This window comes from Burkholderia sp. B21-005 (assembly GCF_020843965.1).
Classification (GTDB): Bacteria; Pseudomonadota; Gammaproteobacteria; order Burkholderiales; family Burkholderiaceae; genus Burkholderia; species Burkholderia ambifaria.
In genome coordinates this window covers 2,703,218-2,729,680 of the sequence record NZ_CP086302.1, presented here as the reverse complement: position 1 = coordinate 2,729,680, position 26,463 = coordinate 2,703,218, and the positions used below count along the sequence as shown (strand labels likewise).

The window sequence follows — 26,463 nt, the reverse complement described above, 5'->3', positions numbered from 1 at the left end:
GTGCAGCCGAGAAGATAGCGCATGGGGCCTGACACGCCAACCGCCCCGCTGACCGGGCGCTTGACAGGTCGTCCCCGCACTCCCTATGATGCGTTGAACGTTCGATACACGATCTTATGTTCGTATATAGAAACATTTTAAGCGCATCCCGGCGGGCAATGCAAGGGGGCGCGTTTTTCTTTCACTTCCCCAGCCTTGCATGAGACCGGAGACACTGATGACCGAAGCTTTTTCTGTGTGATGCGATTTCGTACCCCGATCGGCCGTTACGGCGGTTGCGCTGTCCGGCGTGGCGCGCCGACGACCTCGGCGCGGTGCCGCTCAAGGCGCTCGTCGAGCGCAAACCGCGACGTCGACTGGGACGGCGATCGACGACGTGATCTATGGCTGCGCGAACCAGGCCGGCGAGGACAACCGCAAACGTCGCGCGCATGTCCGCGCTGCTCGCGGGGCCTGCCGGAGGGGCGTGGCCGGGTTTCGACGATCAACCGCCTGTGCGGTTTCCGGGATGGACGCGGTCGGCGTGGCAGCACGCGCGATCAAGTCGGGCGAGGGCCGCGCTGATGGTGGCCGGCGGCGTCCGAAAAGCATGACGCGCGCGCGCCGTTTCGTGATGGGCAAGGCCGCCAGCGCGTTTCGCGCGCCAGGCCGACATCTACGACACGACGATCGGCTGGCGTTTCGTCAATCCGCTGATGAAACAGCTGCATGGCGTGGATTCGATGCCGGAGACGGGCGAGAACGTCGCGGTCGACTACAACATCAGCCGCGCCGATCAGGATCTGTTTCGCGCTGCGCAGCCAGCAGAAGGCCCGCGCGTGCGCAGCAGGACGGCACGCTCGCCGAGGAAATCGTGTCGGTCCACGATTCCGCAGAAGAAGGGCGATCCGGTTGTCTTTTCGCGTGACGAGCATCCGCGCGAAAACGTCGCTCGAGACGCTCGCGAAGCTGAAGGGCGTCGTGCGTCCGGACGGCTCGGTGACGGCCGGCAAACGCGTCGGGTGTCAACGACGGCGCCGCTGCGCTGCTCCTCGCGAACGAGGCTACCGCGAAGCGCTTCGGCCTGACGCCCGCGCGCCCCGCGTGCTCGGCATCGCGACGGCCGGCGTCCGCGCCGCGCGTGATGGGCATCGGCCCCCGCGCCGGCCACGCAGAAGCTGCTCGCGCGGCTCGGGATGACGATCGACCAGTTCGACGTGATCGAGCTGAACGAAGCGTTCGCATCGCAGGGTCTTGCGGTGCTGCGCATGCTCGGCGTCGCCGACGATGATCCTCGCGTGAACCCCAACGGCGGCGCGATCGCGCTCGGCCATCCGCTCGGCGCGTCGGGCGCGCGTCTGGTCACGACCGCGATGTACCAGCTGCATCGCACCAACGGCCGCTTCGCGCTGTGCACGATGTGCATCGGCGTCGGCCAGGGCATCGCGATCGCGATCGAACGCGTGTGATCGCGTGATGCGGTGAAGCGCGCGCGGCATGCGCGCCGCTTCACCGTGTTCCCTTTTCGGACGATGTGGCCGCGCGCGATCTTCGTGCCGGCCACATCGTCATTCAGCGGGCGATTGTCGCGCGAGGCGCGCGGCGAGCGCGTCGATCTCGGTGTCCGCGAATACCTCGACGCCATGCTGGCGCAGCAGCGCCGCCGTCACACCGGCGCCGGCATGCCGCCGACCCGCAAAACTCCCGTCGTAAATGAAACGGCTTCCGCACGAAGGACTCCCGTCCGCCAGGATCGCGAAGCGGCAATCGTGCGCGCGTGCCAGCGCGAGCGCGGTCTGCGCACCGTCGACGAACTGCGCTGTCACGTCGGTACCGTGCACGTCGACGATGCGCGCGGCACCTGCCAGAACGCGTTGCCCCGATTCGCCGTTCGCGATTTCGGCGGGCGGACGCGGCACGCTCATGCCCCCTGCGAGTTCCGGACACACGGGCACCAGACGCCCTTCGCGCTGCCACCGTGCGAGCGTTTCGTGCGCGGCGGTCTTCGCCGAGCCGTTGTATCGGACGGGGTGTCCGAGCACGCACATGCTGACGAGGATCTTCGGCGTGGCCGGCGGCTGCGGCGCGTTCTGCAATGTCGTTCTCCGTGTTGGCGGTGTTGAGCGAATGGAAATACGTTCGAATGCCGGTTGAATGAAGCCGATCAGGCTGAATCGTTTTGCCGCGTGCAACGGCTGCCTGGATTGGTGCGTCGTTTGACGTTATCGCGTAACGCAGTCGGACTGCATCCGCCAAGCGCCGGACGCGATTAGCGCGGGATTTCGCGGGATTATTTGATCGAAATCATCCTGAAGACCGAATTCGATATTTTACGCGCATCCAGATTAAGGTTTTTCCGGAAATTGCCGACAGTTAGATCGAGACCGTCGTGAAGCGATAAACCGTTTTTCGGCTACTGAGCGTGATTTTCGCGCCGCGCGGGTCCTGCGTCCGGATCCGCTTTTCGGAGCCCTGCATGCGCAACAACCAGCCTGTCACCCAACAAGAATTCGAATTCCCCGACGACGTCACGCTGATGTCGACCACCGATGCCGACAGCATCATCACGTACGCGAACACCACGTTCGCGCATGTGAGCGGCTTCTCGACCGACGAACTCGTCGGCCAGCCGCACAACGTCGTGCGGCACCCGGACATGCCGAAGGAGGCGTTCGCCGACATGTGGGCGACGCTGAAGAACGGTGAACCGTGGACCGCGCTCGTGAAGAACCGCCGCAAGAACGGCGACCATTACTGGGTGCGCGCGAACGCGGTGCCCGTGATGCGCAACGGCGCGCCGCATGGCTATATGTCGGTGCGCACCCGGGCGCCGCGCGACGAGATCGCGGCAGCCGACGCGCTGTATCGCGCGTTCCGCGAAGGCAAGGCGGGCCAGCGCCGCTTCCACAAGGGCTTGATCGTCCGGACCGGGCTGCTGCGCATCGCGTCGCTGCCGCAGACGATGTCGGTGCGCGCGCGCGTTCATGCGGCGCTGTGCGTGCTGGCGCCGGCCGTCGTCGGCGCGGGCTGGGCCTGCGGGCTGACCGGTGGCGGGCTCGCGGCGTTTGCGGCCGCGACGGCCGGTGTGTCGGTGGCGGCCGGGCTGTGGCTCGATGCGCAGATCGTGCGTCCGCTGAAGCAGCTGCATGACCAGGCGCTGAACGTCGCGACCGGCGAAAGCCGGCGCGGCGTGCGGATGAACCGGGTCGATGAGATCGGCATGACGCTGCGCACGATCAATCAGCTCGGGCTGATGTTCCGCTGGCTCGTCGACGACGTCAGCGAGCAGGTGCACAACGTGCAGCGCGCGAGCAACGAGATCGCCCAGGGCAACAACGACCTGAGCGCGCGCACCGAACAGGCCGCGTCGAGCGTGCAGCAGACGGCCGCATCGATGGCCGAGATGACCGCCACCGTCGACAGCAATGCGGAGACCGCGCTGCAGGCGAACCGCTTTGCGGTGTCCGCGAGCGACGCGGCCGAGCGCGGCGGGCAGGCGGTGAGCGAGGTCGTCACGACGATGCGCGACATCACCGACAGCTCGCGCAAGATCGCCGACATCATCGGCGTGATCGACGGGATCGCGTTCCAGACCAACATCCTTGCGCTGAACGCGGCCGTCGAAGCGGCACGCGCGGGCGAACAGGGGCGCGGTTTCGCGGTGGTTGCCGGCGAGGTGAGGGCGCTCGCGCAGCGCAGCGCGAACGCGGCGAAGGAAATCAAGACGTTGATCGGCGCGAGCGTCGACCGGGTCGAGTCGGGTGCCCGGCGGGTCGACGATGCGGGCAGGACGATGGAGGACATCGTCACGCAGGTGAAGCGGGTGTCGGATCTGATCGCGGAAATCAGTTCGTCGACGGCCGAGCAGAGCACCGGCGTCGCGCAGGTCGACCAGGCGGTCGTGCATCTGGACAACATCACGCAGCAGAACGCGGCACTCGTCGAACAAAGCGCGGCGGCGTCGGAAAACCTCAAGCAGCAGGCGACGCGGCTGGTGGATGCGGTGAACGTGTTTCGGTAATCGTCGGCGGCGAATCTCCGGGTTTCCGATTTGACGAGATTCGAATGGGTATCGGATAAAAACGGATTTTTTGATTCACGTATAAACAAAGTGTTCGGCTGAATCAAGATGATGCAAATCTAATGCATATTTACCCGTGCCCGGCATAATGTTTTCGTCAGATTTGCCGAAAGCGCAGGAGTGTGATCGAACGCATGCGGGCCGACCGCGCTGCGTACGGTCTCGATCCCATCCACAAGCGGACGCAAGATCCGCAACCCGGAACTCCACACCATGCGCAATAACCAGCCTGTCACGCAACGCGAATTCGAATTTCCCGACGACGCGACACTGATGTCGACCACCGACGCGGACAGTTACATCAAGTACGCGAACGCCGCGTTCATCCAGGTCAGCGGATTTTCCCCGGAGGAGATCGAAGGTCAGCCGCACAACGTCGTGCGGCACCCGGACATGCCGAAGGAGGCGTTCGCCGACATGTGGGCGACGCTGCAGAACGGTGAACCGTGGACCGCACTCGTGAAGAACCGCCGCAAGAACGGCGATCACTACTGGGTGCGCTCGAATACGGTGCCGGTGATGCGCAACGGGCAGCCGACGGGTTACATGTCGGTGCGCACGAAGGCGTCGCGCGACGAGATCGCGGCGGCCGACGCGCTGTATCGCGCGTTCCGCGAAGGCAAGGCCGGCAACCGCCGTTTCCACAAGGGGCTGATCGTCCGGACCGGGCTGATGCGCGTCGCGTCGCTGTTCCAGACGATGTCGGTACGGGCGCGGCTGCATTCGACGCTGTGCATGCTGGCGCCGGCCGTCGTCGGCGCAGGCTGGGCCTGCGGGCTGACTGGCGGCGGGCTGGCCGTGTTTGCGGCGGCGACGGCCGGCGTATCGGTTGCGGCCGGGCTGTGGCTCGACGCGCAGATCGCGCGACCGCTGATGCAGTTGCGCGATCAGGCGTTGCGCGTCGCGACCGGCGAGAGCCGCACCGGCGTCGCGATGAACCGCGTCGACGAGATCGGCATGACGCTGCGCACGATCAACCAGCTCGGGCTGATGTTCCGCTGGCTCGTCGACGACGTCAGCGAGCAGGTGCACAACGTGCAGCGCGCGAGCAACGAGATCGCGCAAGGCAACAACGACCTGAGCGCGCGTACCGAACAGGCGTCGACCAGCGTGCAGCAGACGGCCGCGTCGATGGCCGAGATGACGGCCACGGTGTCGAGCAATGCGGAGACGGCGCTGCAGGCGAACCAGTTGTCGGTGTCCGCGAGCGATGCAGCCGAGCGCGGCGGGCAGGCGGTGAGCGAAGTCGTCGCGACGATGAACGACATCACGGCGAGCTCGCGCAAGATTTCCGACATCATCGGCGTGATCGACGGGATCGCGTTCCAGACCAACATTCTCGCGCTGAACGCGGCGGTCGAAGCGGCGCGCGCGGGCGATCAGGGGCGCGGTTTCGCGGTGGTCGCGGGCGAGGTACGGGCGCTCGCGCAGCGCAGCGCGAACGCGGCGAAGGAAATCAAGACGTTGATCGGCGCGAGCGTCGACCGGGTCGAATCCGGCGCACGCATCGTTGATGGCGCCGGCAAGACGATGGAGGACATCGTCACGCAGGTGAAGCGGGTGTCGGACCTGATCGCGGAAATCAGCTCGTCGACGGCCGAGCAGAGCACCGGCGTCGCGCAGGTCGATCAGGCGGTCGTGCATCTGGACAACATCACGCAGCAGAACGCGGCGCTGGTCGAGCAAAGCACGGCGGCGTCGGAAAGCCTCAAGCAGCAGGCGACGCGGCTGGTGGATGCGGTGAACGTGTTTCGTTGAAAGCGGGGCGCGGGCTCGTCGCAGGAGCTGCCCGCGCATCGCCTCCTACCACGGCAAGGATCAAATCAGCGCCGGTTGCAGCGGCGCCCGGTGCTCGCGAACCTTGACGATCCGGTATTCGTTGCGAAGCCCCTCGTCGGTGATGATCTGCGTTTGACGCAGATCGACGATCAGCACGTCGCCCTTTCCGAAGCGCTCGCCGGCATCGACCTTCGCGATGAACTGCTCGTCGTCCAGTGCGGCAAAGAACGCCGACGTGCCGTCGTGCACGCGCCATTTGTTGCCGTCCTTGAACACGACGGATTCGAGCTTCAGCATCTTGAGCGCGACGGTGTCGGTGACCACTTCGCCGGGATCGTCGCTGCTCGTGAACGTATCGAGTTCGTCGCACTCGATCGAGAGTTCGACGGTGTCGTCGCGCACGATGCCGAAGCGGTCGATGCCGTCGCGTTCGAGCGGCGACAGCACTTTCTGCAGGTTCACGCGAATGGCCCGGTTCCGGTACAGCCGGACGATGGGTTCATCGACGACGAAGCATTCGTGCTCCGAGATCCAGATCCGGACGTTCGTTCCCTCCGGCTCGGTGCGATGCGGTTTGCGTCCGCGCAGCGTGCGGATGAGGCCGATCAGGCCGCCGCCTCCGACGATCCCCAGTGCGGCGAGGATCGCCAGCGCGTTGCTGAACGCATTGGCGTTCGGCCCCGCGAACAGATCGCGGATCTGGCTCGCGAGCGACTGCACGAAGATCAGTTCGGCGTGGAACGAGCCGGCCTTGAAGCTGCCCCTGACCTCGAGACGCACCTCGGAGTGCTCGCCATTGAGTTCCTTGTTCGCGCACGAGAACAGGTCGGCGATCGCGAGCAGCACCGGCGCGAGGTCGCGCACGTCCATCCGGTGCTCGCCGAGCGCGGGCCCGTCGTAGACGATGTTGAACGGCTGGTGATTGCTCGTGCCGCCGGGCTTTCCCGCCGAACCCGATGTTCTCGCGATCATGCGCGGGCTCCATGCATGCAAGGAGCGACGCCCGGGCGAGCGGGAGGACGCAGTGCGGTGAGGACGCGGGGCGGGCGGACGGGAGAAGGGTTCATGCGCGGGCAAACCGGAGCGGGGTAGAACGCTCAATCTAGCGGGTGGCAGCGCAACGAGAAATCAGACTGGGACGAAATTGCCGAACGGTATGACGTTCGGCCGACGCGGGATCGACATCGCGCACATGAAGCATGCCGACATCGCACGCGGGAAGGAGGCGACGCGGACACGGCGGAGAGGGGCACCGGCCCGCGTCGTGACCGCCCGGTTCCGGCCGGGCGGTCAGGCCTGTCACGAACGCGACAGGCCTCGAACCATCAGACGGCCAGGCAGAGGTACTTGATCACGACGTAGTCGTCGATGCCGTAGTGCGAGCCTTCGCGGCCGAGGCCCGACTGCTTGACGCCGCCGAACGGCGCGACTTCGTTCGAGATCAGGCCCGTGTTCACGCCGACCATCCCGTATTCGAGCGCTTCGGCGACCTTCCACACGCGGCCGATGTCGCGACTGAAGAAGTAGGCGGCCAGGCCGAACTCGGTGTCGTTCGCGAGGCGGATCACCTGGTCGTCGCTGCTGAACTTGAACAGCGGCGCGAGCGGCCCGAACGTCTCTTCCTTCGCGACCTTCATCGCCGGCGTGACGCCCGTCAGCACGGTCGGCTCGAAGAAGCCGTGGCCGAGCGCATGGCGCTTGCCGCCCGTCACGACGGTCGCGCCCTTCGCGAGCGCGTCCTCGATGTGCGCCTCGACCTTCAGCACGGCCGCTTCGTTGATCAGCGGACCCTGCGTGACGCCCGGCTCCGTGCCGCGCCCGACCTTCAACTGGCCGACCGCCGCCGCGAGCTTCTGCGCGAACTGGTCGTACACGGCTTCGTGCACGTAGAAGCGGTTCGTGCACACGCACGTCTGGCCGCTGTTGCGGTACTTCGATGCGATCGCGCCCTGCACGGCCGCATCGAGATCGGCATCGTCGAACACGATGAACGGCGCGTTGCCGCCGAGCTCCAGCGACACCTTCTTGACCGTCGCCGCGCATTGCGCCATCAGCAGGCGGCCGACCGGCGTCGAGCCGGTGAACGACAGCTTGCGCACGATCGGGTTCGACGTCAGCTCGCCGCCGATCGCCTTCGGGTCGCCCGTGACGACGCTGAACACGCCGGCCGGCACGCCCGCGCGCTCGGCCAGCACGGCCATCGCGAGCGCGGAGAACGGCGTCGCTTCGGCCGGCTTCACGACGATCGGGCAGCCTGCCGCGAGCGCGGGGCCGACCTTGCGGGTGATCATCGCCGCCGGGAAGTTCCACGGCGTGATCGCCGCGCACACGCCGATCGCTTCCTTCGTCACGACGATGCGCTTGTCGCTCGCCGGCGTCGGGATCGTGTCGCCGTACACGCGCTTGCCTTCTTCCGCGAACCACTCGAGGAACGATGCCGCGTAGCCGATCTCGCCCTTCGCCTCGGCCAGCGACTTGCCCTGCTCGGTGGTCAGGATCAGCGCGAGGTCGTCGGCGTTTTCCATCATCAGGTCATGCCACTTGCGCAGGATCGCCGCGCGCTCCTTCGCGGTCTTCTTGCGCCACGCCGGCCATGCGGCGTTCGCGGCTTCGATCGCATGACGCGTCTCGGCCGTGCCCATCGCCGGCACGGTGCCGAGCAGGCCGCCGGTCGCCGGGTTGCGGACTTCGAACGACTCGCCGTTCGCCGCGCCTTGCCATTCGCCGTTGACGTACGCCTGCTGGCGGAACAGCGACGGGTCTTTCAGTGCCAGGGTTTCCTGAACCGTGCTCATATGAATAGCCTGCTTTGAAAAAGGACGGATGAAACGGCCGCCGCCGTCGTGAAGACGGCGGCGGCGCAATCAGTTGAAGTCGGCGGGAACTCAGGCCGGCACGCCGACCGTCTCCTTCAGCACTTCCTCGAGGATCACGAGCGCTTCGTCGAACACGGCCTGCGGAATCGTCAGCGGGAACAGGAAGCGCACGACGTTCGAGTACACGCCGCACACGAGCAGCAGCAGCCCGCGCTCGAGCGCACGCGCCTGCACGCGCTTCGTGAAGTCGGCGTCCGGCTCGCCCGAACCCGGCTTCAGGAACTCGACCGCGATCATCGCGCCCGGGCCGCGCACGTCGGCGATCTGCGGCACGTCGGCCTGCAGCGAATTCAGCTTCGCCTTCAGCACGTCGCCGAGTTGCGTCGCACGCTCGCACAGCTGCTCTTCGTCGATGATTTCGAGCACCGCGTGCGCCGATGCGACCGCCAGCGGGTTGCCCGCGTAGGTGCCGCCGAGGCCGCCGGGAGCCGCCGCATCCATCACGTCGGCACGGCCGACGACGCCCGACAGCGGCATGCCGCCCGCGAGGCTCTTCGCCATCGTGATCAGGTCGGCCAGCACGTCGTAGTGCTGCATCGCGAACAGCTTGCCGGTGCGGGCGAAGCCCGTTTGCACTTCGTCGGCGATCAGCAGGATGCCGTGTTCGTTACAGATCTTGCGCAGCGCGCGCACGAACTCGACCGGCGCCGCGTAGAAGCCGCCTTCGCCCTGGACCGGTTCGAAGATGATCGCGGCGACGCGCTTCGGATCGATGTCGGCCTTGAACAGCATCTCGATCGCCTTGATCGAGTCGGCCGTCGTCACGCCGTGCAGCGCGTTCGGGTACGGGGCGTGGAACACGTCGCCCGGGAACGGGCCGAAGTTCAGCTTGTACGGGGCGACCTTGCCGGTCAGCGCCATGCCCATCATCGTGCGGCCGTGGAAGCCGCCCGAGAACGCGATGACACCCGGACGGCCGGTCGCGGCGCGTGCGATCTTGATCGCGTTCTCGACGGCTTCGGCGCCGGTCGTGAAGAAGGCAGTCTTTTTCGGGAAGTCGCCCGGCGCGCGTTCGTTGATCTTCTCGGCCAGCTCAACGTACGACGCGTACGGGACGATCTGGTAAGCGGTGTGCGTGAAGCTGTTCAGTTGCTCCGCGATCGCCTTGACGATCTTCGGGTGGCGATGGCCCGTGTTCAGCACCGCGATGCCGGCGGCGAAATCGATGAAGCGGCGGCCTTCGACATCCCACAGCTCCGCATTCTCGGCGCGGGCTGCGTAGAAATCACACATCACGCCGACGCCGCGCGGGGTGGCGGCGTTCTTGCGGGCCTGCAGGTCGGCATTCTTCACGGTCATCTCCTTGATGTCTGTCCGGTGGGATAAAAATCGGCCGCGTTGGCAGCCCATGGAGGCGACTATAATCACATTTGGCTCTGACAATCAGAGCCATTTCAATAAATAATCAGGAGCCAATCATGCGCGCAAGCGTGTTGTCGGACTGGCTGGCGCAGCGCCTCGTGCGCGGCGGCGAACAGCCGATCTACCGACAGCTGCATCGGCTGCTGCAGCAGGCGATCCTGTCGCGCGAACTGCCGGCCGGCACGCGCGTGCCGTCGTCGCGGCTGCTCGCGGCCGAGCTCGGGATCGCCCGCAACACGGTCACGCAGGTTTACGAACAGCTTGCGCTCGAAGGCTATGTGAACTCGGCCACGGGGCGCGGCACCTTCGTCGCCGACAGCGCGCCGGACGAGATCGTCGGCGCACCGCCCGATCCGGCCGCCGGCCCGGCGGTGGTGCCATCGTCCGCGCGGCGGCTGTCCGTGCGCGGCACGCGGCTCGTCGAAGGCGCGGGTGTGTCGAAGCGCCAGGGCGGCGCGTTCATGCCGGGCGTGCCCGATGTGTCGCGCTTTCCGGCGCGCGTGTGGACGCGGCTGCACAACAAGTACTGGCGGCGCCTGCGCCCGGACCTGCTGACCTACGCGCCGGGCGGCGGACTCGCGCTGTTGCGCGAGGCGCTGGCCGACTACCTGCGCACGTCGCGCTCGGTGCGCTGCACGCCCGAGCAGATCGTGATCACGACCGGCATCCACCAGTCGATCGACCTCGCGGTGCGGCTCCTGACCGATCCGGGCGACGCCATCTGGACCGAGGATCCGTGCTACTGGGGCGTGCGCAGCGTGCTGAACGTGTCGGGGCTGACCACGCGGCCGATTCCGGTCGACGACGAGGGGATCGCGCCATCGGCCGTCGATCTTGCCGAGCCGCCGAAGCTGATGCTCGTCACGCCGTCGCACCAGTATCCGCTCGGGATGGTGATGAGCCTCGCGCGGCGGCGGATGCTGCTCGAATACGCGCGCCAGCACGGCTGCTGGATCATCGAGGACGACTACGACAGCGAATTCCGCTACGGCAGCCGGCCGCTCGCGTCGCTGCAGGGGCTCGATACGGCCGGGCAGGTGATCTACGTCGGCAGTTTCGGCAAGACGCTGTTCCCGGGGCTGCGGGTCGGCTATCTGGTCGCGCCGGAGCCGCTCGCGGAAAGCTTCGCGACCGCGAGCGCCGAGTTGTACCGCGAGGGTCAGCTGCTGCAGCAGGCCGTGCTCGCCGAGTTCATCGCGGAAGGGCACTTCGTGTCGCATATCCGCAAGATGCGCACGCTGTACGGGCAGCGCCGCGAAGTGCTGCTCGATGCGGTCGCGCGCCGCTACGGCGATACGCTGCACGCACTCGGCAGCGACGCCGGGCTGCATCTCGTCACGCGGCTGCCGGACGGGGTCGACGATCGCGCGGTCGCGCAGGCCGCGCTCGAACGCAATATCGTCGTGCGGCCGCTGTCCGGCTACTACGCGGAGCGCGAACGCGCGGCGTCGGGGTTGCTGCTCGGCTATGCGTGCGTGCCGGAAGACGAAATCGCGACGGCGTTCGCGACGCTCGCCGAGGCGATCGACGAGCGGGCGTTCGGCGAGATCGTTGCGCCAGCTTGACGGGGGCGTTGCGACGGCACTGTCGCGGCGTGGTGCGGGTTGTCGAGGCGAGGCCGGCGCTTGCGCCGCGCGGCGCGCCTCCGCTGGCTCAAAGCCGGATCAGCGCCGCGCCTGCGACCACCAGCGCGCATGCGGCGAGCCGCTGCGCGCCGGGCCGCTCGCGCATCACGAACCAGCCGATCGCGACCGCGAAGATCGAGCTCGTCTCGCGCAGCGCCGAAACCGTCGCGACCGGCAGGTGCCGGTACGCGAGGATCACGATTCCGTACGCGGCGAGCGAGATCGTGCCGGCGATCGCACCCTGCGTGAGCGCGGTGCGCGAACCGAGCACCGCGCGCGGGCCGCCGCGCAGCGCGCAGACCAGCACGAGCTGCGGCACGCTCCACAGCAGGTACACCCACGCGATGTAGCCGAGCGCGCTGCCGGACACGCGCGAACCGATCCCGTCGCAGATCGAATACGCGGCAATGAACACGCCGGTGAGCAGCGCATACGGCACGCCTTCCCCGGAGAACCTGAAGCCGCGCCGCAGCGCGAGCGACATGATGCCGAACGACACCAGCGCGATACCCGCGAAGCCGAACGGGGTTGGTTGCTCGTGCAGCGCCGCCAGCGCGAGCATCGACACGAGCAGCGGCGAGATCCCGCGCGCGATCGGATAGATCTGGCCGAACTCGCCGTGGCGGTACGCACGCGCGAGCGTGAAACAGTAGGCGACCTCGAGCGCGGCTGACGCGGCGATGTACGGCCACGCGGCCGGCGCCGGCGCGGGCAGCAGCGCGGCGCCGGCCGCGCCGAATGCGAGATACGGCAACGACATCGTGCCGAGCTGCACGAGCCGGTCCTCGCTGACATGGAGGAAGGCATTCCAGATGGCGTGCAGCAGCGCGGAGCACAGCACGAAGCCGATGAAGAGGTGATCCATGAGCGAAGATAGGGGCGGGAGCGGTGGGCGCCGTCAATTATGTGGGTATCGGGCGCGCTCGCGCGGAATTGTCGATAATGGAACGTTGTTATTCACCGGATGCCGACGATGACCGAAGCCACCCTTACCCCGCCCGCCGTTCCGCGCCTCACGAGCCTGTCGCACGGGGGCGGCTGCGGCTGCAAGATCGCACCGGGCGTGCTGTCCGAGCTGCTGAAGCGGGCGACGCCGCCGGCGTTGTTCCCGGATTTGCTGGTCGGCACCGAGACCTCCGACGACGCGGCCGTCTACCGGCTGAACGACGAGCAGGCGATCGTCGCGACGACCGACTTCTTCATGCCGATCGTCGACGATCCGTTCGACTTCGGCCGCATCGCGGCGACCAACGCGCTGTCGGACGTCTACGCGATGGGCGGCAAGCCGATTCTCGCGCTCGCGCTGGTCGGGATGCCGATCAACGTGCTGCCGCACGAGACGATCGCGGCGATCCTGCGCGGCGGTGAATCGGTGTGCGCGGAGGCCGGCATTCCGGTCGCGGGCGGCCATTCGATCGATTCGGTCGAGCCGATCTACGGACTCGCGGCGATCGGCGTCGTGCATCCGTCGCGCGTGAAGCGCAACGCGGCCGCGCGCGCGGGCGACGTGCTCGTGCTCGGCAAGCCGCTCGGCGTCGGCGTGCTGTCGGCCGCGCTGAAGAAGAACCAGCTCGATGCCGCGGGCTACGCGCAGATGGTCGCGACGACCACCAAGCTGAACCGGCCGGGCGCCGAGCTCGCCGCGCTGCCCGGCGTGCATGCGCTGACCGACGTCACGGGCTTCGGGCTGCTCGGCCACACGCTGGAGCTCGCGCGCGGCGCGAACCTCACCGCCCGCGTGCATTACGCGTCGCTGCCGTGGCTCGCGGGCGTCGAGGCGTTCGTCGCCGACGGCGTGTTTACCGGTGCGTCGGGCCGCAACTGGGCCGCGTACGGCACCGACGTCCGGCTCGCCGACGGGCTGCCGCCCGTCGCGCAGGCGCTGCTGACCGATCCGCAGACGTCGGGCGGGCTGCTGGTCGCGTGTGCGCCGGAAGCGGTCGACGACGTGCTCGCCTGCTTCCGCGCCGACGGTTTCGACCGCGCGGCCGTGATCGGCGAGATGGTGGACGGGCCTTCGCGCGTCGACGTTGCCTGACGCCGCATTCATACCGCGGATCATTTTGACGTGGTTAGAATCGATGCCTTCCGTCGAAGGCATCGAGGACCGGTGAACGACTTCCTGTTCGGGCTGACGATCGCGTTGTCGGTCGGGCCCGTTGCGCTGCTTGGCGTGGCGGTTGTGCGAGCACGGCCGGCGTGTCGATAGATCGCATAGTATTCCTGATGTTCTTTCGTGCAGCGGACGCCGACGCAGCGCAATTGCGCGCGAATTCCGACGATGCCGTCATGCGTTGCACGCGCATCGCACCGACACCACAGCACCGCCCGCCGTTTCGTAGTCGGGTTCCGCATCGCGCAGGCGCGTTCTATACTCCCTCGCGCAGTCTCCGAGAGCCGTTCTCACCCAACATCCCCGAAACAAGGAACGCCGATGCTGACTCGCTCCATCCTTTCCGCCGCCGCATTCTCGCTCGCGGCCTGTGCGACCGCGCCGTCGATCGCGCAGGACAACCAGGGCAACAACGCGGGCAACGCCGCATTCGCCGAGACCGGTGCACAGGGCCGCCCGGTCAAGGTCATGATCATCACGATGTTCGGTCCGGAGGGCCAGGCGTGGCTCGACCGTATCGGCCCATGGCGCGACATCGCCGTGCCGGGCCTGTCGCCCGACTACCCGAACGTCCACTGCAACAAGCAGGACGTGTGCGTGGTCACGACCGGCATGGGCTATGCGAACGCGTCGGCGACGATCATGGCGCTCACGTTCTCGCAGCGCTTCGACCTGCGCCACACGTATTTCCTGATCTCGGGCATCGCGGGCGTCGACCCCGCGCAAGGCACGGTCGGCTCCGCCGCATGGTCGAAGTACCTGGTGGATTTCAGCTTGCAGTGGGAGCTCGATGCGCGTGAGATTCCGGCCGGCTGGAACACGGGCTTTCTCGGCATCAACACGAAGAGTCCGAACGACAAGCCGCCGCTCGACTACCGCACCGAAGTGTTCCAGCTCAACCCGCAGCTGACCGATGCCGCGTATGCGCTGTCGCGCAACGTCGTGCTCGCCGACAGCGCGCAGGCCCAGGCCGCGCGCGCGAAGTTCACGTATGCGCCGGCGAACCGGCCGCCGACGGTGATCCAGTGCGACACGTCATCGGGCAACACGTGGTTCTCGGGCACGCTGATCGGCGAGCGCGCGCGCCAGTGGACGAAGATTCTGACCGACGGCAAGGGCACCTACTGCATGACGGCGCAGGAAGACAACGCGACGTATGAAGCGCTCAAGCGCGCGGCGAGCGTGAAGCGGGTCGACCTGTCGCGCGTCGCGGTGCTGCGCACGGGGTCCGACTTCGACCGGCCGTATGCGGGGCAGACGAGCGCGGACAACCTGCTGAACTACGCGGACCAGGGCGGCTTCGCCCCGGCGACCGAGAACCTGTACCGCGCGGGCAATCCGCTCGTCCAGGATATCGTCACGCACTGGGGCGAATGGCGTGACGGCGTGCCGCGCCGTTGAAGGCAGTACGACGGCATCAGCGGGACGTCGACGTGGCGGTCAGTGCGACGACTGCGGCGCCGAACGGAACGGTGTCCAGACCGGCGTGGTGTCGTCCCAATGATCGAGCGGCGAAGGAAGTTGATCGTTCATCACAGGCTCCTGCACTAACTAACTGACTAACTGACTGACTGACTCATCGCGTGTTCGACAGCGATGTCATGACGCCGCGCACCGGATCATCCGCTGCGCGGCGTTGCACGTTTACCGGCCCCCGCCTGCGAGCTGGTTGCTTTCCGGCATGGAGCGATACGGGCCTTGCGCGAGTTCGAGCCCTTGCGGATACGAATTCGCCTTGCGCAGCCAGGCCAGCGTGCCGTCGCGGCGGGCCTGCGCGACTTCCGCGCTGACTTCGGCGCGGGTGCGCGGACCGTTGTTGTGTTGCGTGTACCACGACGCGTTGCCGTAGTCGCCGGCTTGCGGGGTGTTCGTATCGGCGAAGGCCGGTGCGGACACGGCGAGTGCGAGGGCGACGGCGGAGAGAAGGTGGCGGCGGTTCATGACGTAACTCCTGTGTTGGTCGGAGTTGGCGCGTGAGCGCTGGCTCCGGTCCCGTCAAACGGGGCTGTTCGATGCGCAACGAGGTGCGCGACAGGGTTTACTCTAGGTGCCCGCCCGGCTGCGATAAATGGCACTGCCGCGAATTGAATTGTCGTCAGCGCGGAACAATCGCATTCCACACGACCGTCAGGGTGGCGAACCGCGCCGCGCCCCCATGCCGCAAGGGCGACAGCGGCGCGACGCGTATCGCGCGTTGGCTGATGCGATTGTCTTCGCCGGCGCAAAGGTCTCTTCTGCGCCGCGCATCGAATGGCTCGCCCGTCAGACCGCTTCGATCCGGTAGCCGAGCGTGTAGACGGCACTGAGACGCACGCCGTTCGACGGCTGAAGCGTGAGTTTCGTGCGCAGTCGGTAGATGTGCGTGTCGAGGCTGCGGGACGCGCCGGCCATGTCGCGTCCCCATAGCGAACGGATCAGCGCTTCGCGCGGCATGATGCGGCCGAAATGGCGAAACAGCAGGACGGCGAGTTCGAATTCGCGCGGCGTCAGCTTGACCGGGGTGCCGTGCACCCATATCTCACGCGCCTTCGTATCGATCCGGTAGATGCCGATGTCCAGCACGTCCTGCTGGATATCGCGGCCCTGATAGGCCCGGCGCAGCAATGCGTTGATGCGCGCCAGCAATTCGAAATGATTGATCGGCTTGATCATGTAGTCGTCGGCGCCCGCATTGATTGCGGAAAAAATCTCGTTTTCGTGCGCGCGGATCGTCAGGAACAGGATCGGCAGCGTGCCGCCGATCCGTTCGCGTGCCCATTTGAGCACTTCGAAGCCGGACAGGCCCGGTACCTCCCAGTCCAGGATCAGCAGATCGACGACCGTGCGCTCGAGATGGCGGATCGCCTCATGACCGTTGCCGACGGAATGCACGCTGTGTCCCGCCTCTCCCAGTATCGAATTGATGAGTTCGACATACGTCGTGTCGTCCTCGAGATATAGAACGTGCATGGTGGGTGCACCTATTTGTCGCGTGTGGTGATATCGAGCCGGACGCAACGCGGATAAGGCGGATTCGCGCCCAGCTTGGAGCCGGATGTCGGCCGGCGATCCGCGGCGCATGTTCGCATGGGTCCCATTCGGGAAATTGTCAACAATTCTGAACGCGGCAGCCATGAACATGGAAGCTGCGGATTGAGTGTCGTAGCATTTTAGTAATCCAAATCAATGGGATTTTGGGGGAAGCGATCGGGGAGGAAGGTCATGCTGGTGTACAAGTCGTTCATGGAAAAGAAGGCGCTGCTCGAGGAGCAACTGGTTCGGGAGCGACTCGCGATTGCGACCATGGTGTTGCTCGAAATCCGGCAGTGCATCGAGGAATTCGGATTCGGCGTCAAGGACGTGTTTCCCGCGCATGGCGGTGCGTCGGGGAAGCGGCGACGGGTGAAATACTTCAACCCGGAAACGGGGCAGGCCTGGTCGGGAGTGGGGCGGGAACCGGTATGGTTGCGGGGTCAGGATCGAGACCGGTTTCTGATCGACGCGGAATCGCATGAACAACCTGAAGATGAGGAATCCTGATCGTGAAGTCGATAAAAAATCGTCGAATTGCCATCGAGGGTGCCCCCGCCGCGTGCCGTTTCGATGCGGCCGCAAATCGTTGGCAATTCAACGCCCGGGGGCGGAGATCGGCCGCACGATCGACGGAACCCGGCCGAAAATGGAACCGGTTCCATTCGAGATTACAATTTCATTATATCAGTTCTCGCAACGGTTCCCCGATCTGCCGCTCGTGGCGTTCAGGAAGGGGGCGTCCATGATCGGGGACGTGAACCAGCCGGACGGCGGGGACCTCGTGCCCGAGCGCATTTGCGTCGGCGTCGGCGTGACGCGCGAGATCATCGAAGTGTGTGCTTCGTCGATGCGACTCGTCTTCGGCTACCGGAACGAGACGTTCGGCATCGAATCGTTGACCGATGCGATTGCCGAGTGGTCACCGGCGCTCGTGGTGGTGGAATCGGCCGGTGGCTACGAGTGTGCAGCGGCGTGCGCGCTGCTGGCGGCACGCTTGCCCGTGGCGGTCGTCCATCTGCATCAGGCCCGCGCGTTCATCGCGCGATCGCTCGACTTGCCGCTCGAGGGGAAAGGGGCCCATGCGCGAATGATGACGGAACTGGCGTGCATACTCGATGACGCGCCGTCAAGCGCCCGGTTTGCCGAGCCGCTTGCCGATCCGCAACTGCAGCATGTCCAGGCGCTGGTGCAGCGCCGGCGGCAACTCGCGCGCACGCTGATGGCGGAATACCAGCTTCTGGCTCGATGCCACCCGAGCGTACGCGGCGGGATCGAGCAGACCATTGCGTTCCTCAGCAACCAGATCGGCGTGGTCGAACGTCACTGTGGACGGCAGGTGCGCGGGCAACGCGTCGGCGCGGCGAGGGCGCTCGCGCGGGTGGTGAGGCGCTCCGGCCGCGCCGCGCGCTCGTCAGGCCGGGGAGCGTGCGGATGAAGCGCCACGGGCGAGCGGAGCGCTTGCCCCGCCGTTGCCCTTTACGCGACCCACTCGTTGATGACCGGCGTGTCGAGCACCGGCGCGCGCTCGGCTTCCTCGAACGTGCGCTTGCTGCACGTCGCGTCGAGGCTGCCCTTGCCGCTCAGCAGCGGGCAGCGGTCGAACACTTCGGCGATCCAGTCGACGAACACGCGCACCTTCGGCGACAGGTGCCGGCTGTGCGGATACACGACCGAGATCGGCATCGGCAGCGGCTTCAGGCCGGGCAGCACTTCCTTGAGCCGGCCGTCGCGCAGGTGCGGCAGCACCATGAACAGCGGCGGCTGGACCAGCCCGAAGCCTTCGAGCCCGCACGTCACGTACGCGTCGGCGTCGTTGACCGACACGATCGCGTTCATCTTGACCTCGACTTCCTTGCCGTCGGTCAGGAACGCCCAGTCGATCGTGCGGCCGGTGCGGCTCGAGAAGTAATTGACGGCCTTGTGATCGCTCAGGTCCTCGATCGTCTGCGGTTCGCCGTACTTCTCCAGATACGCGGGTGCCGCGACCGAAACGCATTCGAACAGGCCGACGCGGCGCGCGACGAGCGACGAGTCCTGCAGCGCACCGACGCGGATCACGCAGTCGACGCCTTCCTGCAGCAGGTCGACCGGCCGGTCGGACAGGCCGAGCTGCAGATCGATGTCCGGGTAGCGCGTATGGAATTCGCACAGTGACGGGATCACGAGCAGCCGCCCGATCGAGCCCGGCATGTCGATACGCAACTTTCCGTGCGGCTTGCGGTTGTTCGCCTGGAAGCTTGCTTCGGTTTCCTCGACATCGGCGAGGATCCGCACGCACCTTTCGTAGTACGCGGCGCCGTCCGGCGTGAGCGACAGCCGGCGTGTGGTCCGGTGCATCAGGCGCACGCCGAGGAAAGCTTCGAGATTCTGGATGATCGTCGTGACGGACGCCCGCGGCAGGCTGAGCGTTTCTGCTGCCTTGGTGAAGCTGCTTGTATCGACGACGCGAGTAAACACCTGCATGGCCTGAAGCCGGTCCATCACAACCTCCGCAATCTAATGAGCCACCGGAACAACAAGGCTGCGCTACCTCGTGGGTAAACGCAGCCTGGGATTGTTCGGGGGTGTTGAATTGTGTTGCCGGATTATAGGCATTTATCCCAATGTCTGCCGGACCCAGAATTCGTTCCATCTCGAAATGGATCCTGCATCGTCATGGACGCTTCTGAATTCAGCAAATTCCTGAAAGCCGCATTGCCCGCCGAAGCCAGAGCCGGCGCGGCACTGACGGTCGCGGAGGTGGAAATCCCCGGCTACGCGCAGGACATCGTGCTGCGCCTCTATCGGCGCGCGGACAAGACCGGACTGCCGGTAGTGCTTTACTTCCACGGCGGCGGTTTCGTGCGCGGCTCGCTCGACGACGCCGACTTCGCCGCGCGCTTTTTAGCAGAACGCTTACCAGCTCTCGTAGTGTCGGTCGATTATTCGCTCGCGCCGGCCTTTCCTTTTCCGGCCGCGCCGGAGGATGCGTATCGCGCCGCCGTGTGGGCCGCGACGCGCGCCCGCGCGTTCGGCGGCAATCCGAAGAAGATCGGCGTCGCGGGGCACGACGCGGGCGGCCAGCTCGCGAACTGTCTCGCGTTCATCGCGCGCGATCGCGGCGAAGTGTCGATCGCCGCGCAGGCGCTGTTCGGGCCGATGCTCGACCCGAGCATGACGCGCATCGGCGACGCCGAACGCCTGTCATCCGACATCACCGCGCGCGAATGCGCGGCCTGTTATCGCGCCTATCTGCCGCAGGCGGCGCAGCGCATGCACCCGTATGCGGCGCCGCTCGAATCGGTGCGCCTCGCGGGCCTGCCGCCGACGCTCGTCGTCACCGCGCAGAACGACGTGCTGCACGTCGAAGCGGAGAAATATGCGGGCTGCCTGATTTCATCGGGCGTGCTCACGCAGGTGATCCGCTACCCGGACGTCACGCACGCGGCGCTCGCGACGCACGAAGCCGCGCTCGAGGAAGCCGTGCGCTTCTTCCAGTGCCGCTTCCAGGCGCGCCAGCCGAACCGTTCCGAATAACCAGACCAATCCACGCTTACTGGAGATCCACATGGCCATCCTACGCACCTCCCGTTCCCGAATCGCCACCGCGGCGATCGTGACGCTCGCTGTCGTCGGCCTCGGCACGTTCGGCGCGATGCGCGTGAGCGCGAACGCGCCCGAAAAAGCGGCGGCGCCGCTGCCCGAAGTCGACGTCGCGACCGTCGTGCCGCAGACCGTCACCGACTGGCAAAGCTATTCGGGCCGCCTCGAGGCGGTCGAGAAAGTCGACGTGCGCCCGCAGGTGTCGGGCACGATCGTCGCGGTGAACTTCAAGGACGGCGCGCTCGTGAAGAAAGGCGACGTGCTGTTCGTGATCGATCCGCGTCCGTACCAGGCGGAAGTCGACCGTGCCGCGGCACAGCTCGCCGGCGCGCAGGCACGCAACGGCTACGCGCAGAGCGACTGGCAGCGCGCGCAGCGGCTGATCGGCGACAACGCGATCGCCAAGCGCGACTACGACGAGAAGCAGAACGCCGCGCGCGAGGCGAGCGCGAACCTGAAGGCCGCTGAAGCCGCGCTGGAAACGGCACGCATCAACCTCGGCTATACGCGGATCACGGCGCCGGTCTCGGGCCGCGTGTCGCGCGCGGAAATCACGCTCGGCAACGTCGTGTCGGCCGGCGCGTCGGCCGCCCCGCTGACGACGCTGGTGTCGGTGTCGCCGATCTACGCATCATTCGACGCGGACGAGCAGACCTACCTGCAATACATCAACGGCGCGCGTAACGGCCGCAAGGTGCCGGTCGAGCTCGGTCTCGCGAACGAAACCGGCTACTCGCGCAGCGGCGAGATCGATTCGGTCGACAACCGGCTCGACACGTCGTCCGGGACGATCCGCGTGCGCGCACGCTTCGACAATGCGGACGGCGCACTCGTGCCAGGCCTTTACGCGCGCGTGAAGGTGGGCGGCAGCGCGCCGCACCAGGCACTGCTCGTGGACGACGCGGCGATCAACACGGACCAGGACAAGAAGTTCGTGTTCGTCGTCGACCAGCAGGGCCGCGTGTCGTATCGCGAAGTGCAGCAGGGGATGCAGCACGGCAATCGTCGCGTCATCGTGAGCGGACTTTCCGCCGGCGACCGCGTGGTCGTGAACGGCACGCAGCGTGTCCGACCCGGCGAGCAGGTGAAGCCGCACATGGTCCCGATGACGGGCGGCGATGCGCCGTCCGCGCCGCTCGCGAGCACCGCGAAGCCGGCCGCACCGGCGAAGGCGGATTCGTAAGCGGCCCGCCGCTTCGTTTCCGCGTTCAACCAGACAGAGCAACCCATGAACATTTCCAAATTCTTTATCGACCGGCCGATCTTTGCAGGAGTCCTATCGGTGATCATCCTGCTCGGCGGGGTGATCGCGATGTTCCTGCTGCCGATTTCGGAATATCCGGAAGTCGTGCCGCCTTCCGTGATCGTGAAGGCGCAATACCCGGGCGCGAACCCGAAAGTGATCGCCGAGACGGTCGCGTCGCCGCTGGAAGAGCAGATCAACGGCGTCGAGGACATGCTCTACATGCAGTCGCAGGCGAACAGCGACGGCAACATGACGATCACCGTCACGTTCAAGCTCGGCACCGATCCGGACAAGGCCACGCAGCTCGTGCAGAACCGCGTGAACCAGGCGCTGCCGCGCCTGCCGGAAGACGTGCAGCGGCTCGGCATCACCACGGTGAAGAGCTCGCCGACGTTGACCATGGTGGTCCACCTGATCTCGCCGGACAACCGCTATGACATGACCTACCTGCGCAACTACGCGCTGATCAACGTGAAGGATCGCCTGTCGCGGATCCAGGGCGTCGGCCAGGTGCAGCTGTGGGGTTCGGGCGACTACGCGATGCGCGTGTGGCTCGATCCGCAGAAGGTCGCGCAGCGCGGGCTGTCCGCCGAGGACGTCGTGCAGTCGATCCGCGAGCAGAACGTGCAGGTCGCGGCCGGCGTGATCGGCGCGTCGCCGTCGTTGCCGGGCACGCCGCTGCAGCTGTCGGTGAACGCGCGCGGCCGTCTGCAGACGGAAGACGAGTTCGGCGACATCGTCGTGAAGACGACGCCGGACGGCGGCGTCACGCACCTGCGCGACATCGCGCGCATCGAACTCGACGCGTCCGAGTACGGGCTGCGCTCGCTGCTCGACAACAAGCCGGCCGTCGCGATGGCGATCAATCAGTCGCCGGGCGCGAACTCGCTGCAGATCTCCGACGAAGTGCGCAAGACGATGGCCGAGCTGAAGCAGGACATGCCGGCCGGCATCGACTACAAGATCGTCTATGACCCGACGCAGTTCGTGCGTTCGTCGATCAAGGCCGTCGTGCATACGCTGCTCGAAGCGATCGCGCTGGTCGTGATCGTCGTGATCGTGTTCCTGCAGACCTGGCGCGCGTCGCTGATTCCGCTGATCGCGGTGCCGGTGTCGATCATCGGCACGTTCTCGCTGCTGCTCGGCTTCGGCTATTCGATCAACGCGTTGTCGCTGTTCGGGATGGTGCTCGCGATCGGTATCGTGGTCGACGATGCGATCGTGGTGGTCGAGAACGTCGAGCGCAACATCGAAAGCGGGATGAACGCGCGGCAGGCGACCTACAAGGCGATGCAGGAAGTGAGCGGGCCGATCATCGCGATCGCGCTGACGCTCGTCGCCGTGTTCGTGCCGCTCGCGTTCATGTCGGGCCTGACCGGCCAGTTCTACAAGCAGTTCGCGATGACGATCGCGATCTCGACGGTGATCTCGGCGTTCAACTCGCTGACGCTGTCGCCGGCGCTGTCCGCGATCCTGCTGAAGGGGCATGGCGACAAGGAGGACTGGCTCACGCGCGTGATGAACCGCGTGCTCGGCGGTTTCTTCAAGCGCTTCAACAAGGTGTTCCATCGCGGCGCGGAGAACTACGGCCGCGGCGTGCGCGGCGTGCTGTCGCGCAAGACGCTGATGCTCGGCGTGTACCTCGTGCTGGTGGGCGCGACCGTGCTGGTGTCGAAGATCGTGCCGGGCGGTTTCGTGCCCGCGCAGGACAAGGAATACCTGATCGCGTTCGCGCAGCTGCCGAACGGCGCGTCGCTCGACCGCACCGAGAAGGTGATCCGCGACATGGGTTCGATCGCGCTGAAGCAGCCGGGCGTCGAGAGCGCGGTCGCGTTCCCGGGGCTGTCGGTGAACGGCTTCACGAACAGCTCGAGCGCGGGCATCGTGTTCGTCACGCTCAAGCCGTTCTCGGAACGGCACGGCAAGGCGCTGTCGGCCGGCGCGATCGCGGGTGCGCTGAACCAGCAATACAGCGCGATGAAAGACTCGTTCGTCGCGGTGTTCCCGCCGCCGCCGGTGCTCGGCCTCGGTACGCTCGGCGGGTTCAAGATGCAGATCGAGGATCGTGGCGCGGTCGGCTACGCGAAGCTGTCGGACGCAACCAACGACTTCATCAAGCGCGCGCAGCAGGCGCCGGAACTGGGCCCGTTGTTTACGAGCTACCAGATCAACGTGCCGCAGCTCAACGTCGATCTCGACCGCGTGAAGGCGAAGCAGCTCGGCGTGCCGGTCACCGACGTGTTCAACACGATGCAGGTGTATCTCGGCTCGCTGTACGTGAACGACTTCAACCGCTTCGGGCGCGTGTACCAGGTGCGCGTGCAGGCCGATGCGCCGTTCCGTCAGCGCGCGGACGACATCCTGCAGCTGAAGACGCGCAACGACAAGGGCGAGATGGTGCCGCTGTCGTCGCTCGTCACGGTGACGCCGACGTTCGGCCCGGAAATGGTCGTGCGCTACAACGGCTACACGGCAGCCGACATCAACGGCGGCCCGGCGCCGGGCTTCTCGTCGGGTCAGGCGCAGGCCGCGGTCGAGCGCATCGCGCATGAAACGCTGCCGCGCGGCGTGCGGTTCGAGTGGACCGACCTCACGTACCAGCAGATTCTTGCGGGCGATTCGGCGATGTGGGTGTTCCCGATCAGCGTGCTGCTCGTGTTCCTGGTGCTCGCCGCGCTGTATGAAAGCCTGACGCTGCCGCTCGCGGTGATCCTGATCGTGCCGATGAGCATTCTGTCGGCACTCACGGGCGTGTGGCTCACGCAGGGCGACAACAACATCTTCACGCAGATCGGCTTGATGGTGCTGGTGGGGCTGTCGGCGAAGAACGCGATCCTGATCGTCGAATTCGCACGCGAACTGGAGCATGACGGCAGGACGCCGCTCGAGGCCGCGATCGAGGCGAGCCGGCTGCGGCTGCGCCCGATCCTGATGACGTCGATCGCATTCATCATGGGCGTCGTGCCGCTCGTCACGTCGACGGGTGCGGGCTCGGAGATGCGGCATGCGATGGGTATCGCGGTGTTCTTCGGGATGCTCGGCGTGACGCTGTTCGGCCTGATGCTGACGCCGGTGTTCTACGTGGTGCTGCGCACGCTCGCGGGCGGCAAGATCCACGTCGCCGGCAAGGACTCGGCCGGCTATGGCGTGTCGCCGTCGGGCGCGTCGGGTTCGGGCGTGCCGGCTACGGGCGTGCCGGCTACGGATGCTTGAGGACAACAAGATGGATAACATGTACAACTCGAATGGCCTGATGCGCTTCGCGAAGGTGGCGGCCGCGAGCACCCTGCTCGCGACGCTGCTCGCCGCGTGCGCGGTGGGCCCGGACTACAAGCGCCCGGACGTGTCGACGCCCGCGGCGTTCAAGGAAGCGCCGACGCTCGCGGCCGGCGAACAGGCCGGCACGTGGAAGACCGCCGAACCGGCGGACGGCGAGCATCGCGGCGAATGGTGGAAGGTGTTCGGCGATCCGGTGCTCGACTCGCTCGAGTCGCAGGCGCTCGCTGCGAACCAGAACCTGAAGGCCGCGGCGGCGCGCGTCGAGGAAGCGCGTGCGGCGACCCGCACCGCGCGCTCGCAGTGGTTCCCGCAGGTCGGCGCCGGGTTCGGGCCGACGCGCGAGGGGCTGTCGTCGGCATCGCAGCTTCAGCCGCAGGGCACGGGCCCGACCAACGCGACGCTGTGGCGCGCACAGGGCACGGTGTCCTACGAGGCCGACCTGTTCGGCCGAGTGAGCCGCAACGTCGAGGCGTCGCGTGCCGACCAGGCACAGAGCGAAGCGCTGTTCCGCTCGGTGCAGCTCGCGCTGCAGGCGGACGTCGCGCAGAACTACTTCGAACTGCGCCAGCTCGACTCGGATCAGGACCTGTACCGCCGCACGGTCGAGTTGCGCGACCAGGCGCTGAAGCTCGTGCAGCGTCGCTTCAACGAAGGCGACATCAGCGAGCTCGACGTGTCGCGCGCGAAGAACGAACTGGCGACCGCGCAGGCCGATGCGGTCGGCGTCGCGCGCCGGCGTGCGGCGTCCGAGCATGCGCTCGCGATCCTGCTCGGCAAGGCGCCCGCGGACTTCGCGTTCAAGGAAACGCCGATCGTGCCGGTCGCGGTGAAGGTCCCGGCGGGACTGCCGTCCGCGCTGCTCGAACGGCGCCCGGACGTGTCGGCGGCCGAGCGCGCGATGGCGGCGGCGAACGCGCGGATCGGCCTGGCGAAGTCGGCGTATTTCCCGAAGCTCGATATCACGGGCGCGTTCGGGTATGAGGCGTCGACGCTCGGCAACCTGTTCCTGTGGTCGAGCCGCACGTTCCTGCTCGGCCCCTTCGCCGGTACCGCGCTGACGCTGCCGCTGTTCGACGGCGGGCGGCGTGCGGCCGGCGTGCAGCAGGCGCGCGCGCAATACGATGAGCAGGTCGCGAACTACCGGCAGCAGGTGCTCGTCGCGTTCCGCGAGGTCGAGGACAATCTCGCCGATCTGCGTCTGCTCGACGACCAGATTCGCGCGCAGGATGCGGCCGTCAACGCGTCGCGCCGTGCGGCGACGCTGTCGCGGACGCAGTATCAGGAAGGCGAAGTCGCCTATCTCGACGTGATCGACAGCGAGCGGTCGGTGCTGCAGTCGCAATTGCAGGCGAACCAGCTGACCGGTGCGCAGGCCGTGTCGACCGTGAACCTGATTCGCGCGCTGGGCGGCGGGTGGGGTGCGGCGCCGGCACCGGCCGCCGTTGGCGATGCGGCGACGGGCAAGGCGAAGGTGGCGGCGCGCTGAGCGTGAACGGCGGGCGATTCGTCGCTCGTCGGCCGCGAATCGA

The 26,463-nt window shown here is 66.7% G+C and carries 19 protein-coding genes and 1 pseudogene; 12 read left to right on the top strand and 8 right to left on the bottom strand.

Annotation, left to right across the window (positions count from 1 at the left end; genetic code table 11):
* The first annotated feature begins 233 nt into the window (after positions 1 to 233).
* A pseudogene (gene pcaF, locus LMA02_RS28725) lies at positions 234 to 1,448 on the top strand (3-oxoadipyl-CoA thiolase).
* 99 nt (positions 1,449 to 1,547) lie between these two features.
* On the opposite strand, the gene LMA02_RS28720 reads toward pcaF, so the two are convergent.
* A complete protein-coding gene (locus tag LMA02_RS28720; RefSeq protein WP_416378693.1) occupies positions 1,548 to 2,027 on the bottom strand; it encodes a DUF523 domain-containing protein in 480 nt (159 codons plus the stop codon).
* 428 nt (positions 2,028 to 2,455) lie between these two features.
* On the opposite strand from LMA02_RS28720, the gene LMA02_RS28715 reads away from it, so the two are divergent.
* Entirely contained in the window at positions 2,456 to 4,000 is a 1,545-nt protein-coding gene (locus LMA02_RS28715) for a PAS domain-containing methyl-accepting chemotaxis protein (RefSeq protein WP_228908473.1), read from the top strand.
* A gap of 273 nt (positions 4,001 to 4,273) precedes the next feature.
* Complete coding sequence (locus tag LMA02_RS28710) at positions 4,274 to 5,818, top strand: PAS domain-containing methyl-accepting chemotaxis protein (protein WP_228908472.1); 1,545 nt, start codon at positions 4,274 to 4,276, stop codon at positions 5,816 to 5,818.
* A 60-nt stretch (positions 5,819 to 5,878) separates the two neighbouring features.
* Here the strand turns inward: LMA02_RS28710 and LMA02_RS28705 are convergent, their stop codons facing one another.
* The 3 genes from LMA02_RS28705 to LMA02_RS28695 all read right to left on the bottom strand — a co-directional run bounded on the left by LMA02_RS28705 (position 5,879) and on the right by LMA02_RS28695 (position 10,014).
* On the bottom strand, positions 5,879 to 6,811 hold the full coding sequence (locus LMA02_RS28705; protein WP_228908471.1) for a hypothetical protein: 933 nt from the start codon (positions 6,809 to 6,811) through the stop codon (positions 5,879 to 5,881).
* A gap of 353 nt (positions 6,812 to 7,164) precedes the next feature.
* Positions 7,165 to 8,634, bottom strand: coding sequence for an NADP-dependent succinate-semialdehyde dehydrogenase (gabD, locus tag LMA02_RS28700; RefSeq protein WP_228908470.1), 1,470 nt, complete (start codon positions 8,632 to 8,634; stop codon positions 7,165 to 7,167).
* 90 nt (positions 8,635 to 8,724) lie between these two features.
* On the bottom strand, positions 8,725 to 10,014 hold the full coding sequence (locus tag LMA02_RS28695; protein WP_228908469.1) for a 4-aminobutyrate--2-oxoglutarate transaminase: 1,290 nt from the start codon (positions 10,012 to 10,014) through the stop codon (positions 8,725 to 8,727).
* Positions 10,015 to 10,133: 119 nt separating this feature from the next.
* On the opposite strand from LMA02_RS28695, the gene LMA02_RS28690 reads away from it, so the two are divergent.
* Positions 10,134 to 11,642 carry a PLP-dependent aminotransferase family protein gene (locus LMA02_RS28690; protein WP_228908468.1) on the top strand — a complete coding sequence of 503 codons (1,509 nt, stop codon included), beginning with the start codon at positions 10,134 to 10,136 and terminating at the stop codon, positions 11,640 to 11,642.
* A gap of 88 nt (positions 11,643 to 11,730) precedes the next feature.
* Here the strand turns inward: LMA02_RS28690 and LMA02_RS28685 are convergent, their stop codons facing one another.
* Positions 11,731 to 12,567, bottom strand: coding sequence for a DMT family transporter (locus LMA02_RS28685; protein WP_228908467.1), 837 nt, complete (start codon positions 12,565 to 12,567; stop codon positions 11,731 to 11,733).
* Positions 12,568 to 12,675: 108 nt separating this feature from the next.
* On the opposite strand from LMA02_RS28685, the gene selD reads away from it, so the two are divergent.
* A complete protein-coding gene (gene selD, locus LMA02_RS28680) occupies positions 12,676 to 13,740 on the top strand; it encodes a selenide, water dikinase SelD (protein WP_012366916.1) in 1,065 nt (354 codons plus the stop codon).
* Positions 13,741 to 14,136: 396 nt separating this feature from the next.
* The gene (locus LMA02_RS28675) at positions 14,137 to 15,216 is read left to right on the top strand and encodes a purine-nucleoside phosphorylase (RefSeq protein WP_228908466.1); all 1,080 of its coding nucleotides are present in this window, start codon (positions 14,137 to 14,139) and stop codon (positions 15,214 to 15,216) included.
* Between the two features lie 243 nt (positions 15,217 to 15,459).
* Here the strand turns inward: LMA02_RS28675 and LMA02_RS28670 are convergent, their stop codons facing one another.
* Positions 15,460 to 15,756, bottom strand: coding sequence for a DUF4148 domain-containing protein (locus LMA02_RS28670; RefSeq protein ID WP_166721244.1), 297 nt, complete (start codon positions 15,754 to 15,756; stop codon positions 15,460 to 15,462).
* Positions 15,757 to 16,077: 321 nt separating this feature from the next.
* The gene (locus LMA02_RS28665) at positions 16,078 to 16,935 is read right to left on the bottom strand and encodes a response regulator transcription factor (RefSeq protein ID WP_228908465.1); all 858 of its coding nucleotides are present in this window, start codon (positions 16,933 to 16,935) and stop codon (positions 16,078 to 16,080) included.
* An 81-nt stretch (positions 16,936 to 17,016) separates the two neighbouring features.
* On the opposite strand from LMA02_RS28665, the gene LMA02_RS28660 reads away from it, so the two are divergent.
* Both LMA02_RS28660 and LMA02_RS28655 read left to right on the top strand, forming a co-directional pair.
* Positions 17,017 to 17,334: an H-NS family nucleoid-associated regulatory protein gene (locus LMA02_RS28660; RefSeq protein WP_228908464.1), complete on the top strand. Its 318-nt coding sequence runs from the start codon at positions 17,017 to 17,019 to the stop codon at positions 17,332 to 17,334.
* Positions 17,306 to 18,262, top strand: a complete 957-nt coding sequence (locus tag LMA02_RS28655) for a hypothetical protein (protein WP_228908463.1) — start codon at positions 17,306 to 17,308, stop codon at positions 18,260 to 18,262. The genes LMA02_RS28660 and LMA02_RS28655 overlap by 29 nt, the downstream gene beginning before the upstream one ends.
* 41 nt (positions 18,263 to 18,303) lie before the next feature.
* On the opposite strand, the gene ceoR is transcribed toward LMA02_RS28655, so the two are convergent.
* Complete coding sequence (gene ceoR / locus LMA02_RS28650) at positions 18,304 to 19,308, bottom strand: putative multidrug efflux transcriptional regulator CeoR (RefSeq protein WP_228908462.1); 1,005 nt, start codon at positions 19,306 to 19,308, stop codon at positions 18,304 to 18,306.
* Between the two features lie 174 nt (positions 19,309 to 19,482).
* Here ceoR and LMA02_RS28645 point away from each other — a divergent pair, with 174 nt between their 5' ends.
* From LMA02_RS28645 to opcM, 4 genes are read left to right on the top strand one after another with little or no spacing between them, the layout of a single operon-like run.
* Positions 19,483 to 20,343, top strand: coding sequence for an alpha/beta hydrolase (locus tag LMA02_RS28645; RefSeq protein ID WP_166721242.1), 861 nt, complete (start codon positions 19,483 to 19,485; stop codon positions 20,341 to 20,343).
* 31 nt (positions 20,344 to 20,374) lie between these two features.
* Complete coding sequence (gene ceoA / locus LMA02_RS28640; protein WP_006750354.1) at positions 20,375 to 21,592, top strand: multidrug efflux RND transporter periplasmic adaptor subunit CeoA; 1,218 nt, start codon at positions 20,375 to 20,377, stop codon at positions 21,590 to 21,592.
* A gap of 45 nt (positions 21,593 to 21,637) precedes the next feature.
* Positions 21,638 to 24,868, top strand: coding sequence for a multidrug efflux RND transporter permease subunit CeoB (gene ceoB, locus LMA02_RS28635; RefSeq protein ID WP_228908461.1), 3,231 nt, complete (start codon positions 21,638 to 21,640; stop codon positions 24,866 to 24,868).
* A 10-nt stretch (positions 24,869 to 24,878) separates the two neighbouring features.
* The gene (gene opcM / locus LMA02_RS28630) at positions 24,879 to 26,420 is read left to right on the top strand and encodes a multidrug efflux transporter outer membrane subunit OpcM (RefSeq protein WP_228908460.1); all 1,542 of its coding nucleotides are present in this window, start codon (positions 24,879 to 24,881) and stop codon (positions 26,418 to 26,420) included.
* The last annotated feature ends 43 nt before the right edge of the window (positions 26,421 to 26,463 follow it).